Origin of the sequence: Caulobacter sp. 602-1 (genome assembly GCF_003931565.1) — a bacterium.
In the GTDB taxonomy this organism is placed as follows: domain Bacteria; phylum Pseudomonadota; class Alphaproteobacteria; order Caulobacterales; family Caulobacteraceae; genus Caulobacter.
Window position 1 is genome coordinate 1 of record NZ_RRYI01000064.1, and the last position, 334, is coordinate 334.

Below are 334 nucleotides of genomic sequence, written 5' to 3' on the forward strand. Positions count from 1 at the left end.
CATCCAAATCGCGCACGGTCTCGTCGCTGCTGTCCGCAGGACGGCGACGGCGACGCGGCTGATCCTCATCATGCACACGGCGAATGAGCGGAGCTTCGGTGTCATCACGACGGTTGCGGCGGCGCTCGGGAGCGGTTGTCTCGCCCAAATCGAGGGAGGCGAGCAGATCGCCGGCCTCATCGGCCTGCTTGCGCGGCTTGCGGCCGGTTCGTTCATCATCGCGGCGATGACGGGCATCGCGCGGTTCTTCAGTGGCCTCATCGGCTGCCTTACGGCGCACACGACGGGGTTCCGCGGCCTTGGGCTCTTCGGCAAGTGCGGATAGATCAAGCTG

General features: G+C 66.2%; 1 protein-coding gene. It reads left to right on the forward strand.

The window, feature by feature from the left end; genetic code table 11:
• Positions 1 to 325: hypothetical protein (locus EIK80_RS26215; protein ID WP_158624762.1), on the forward strand; the 325-nt coding region annotated here is incomplete at its 5' end.
• Positions 326 to 334: the final 9 nt, after the last annotated feature.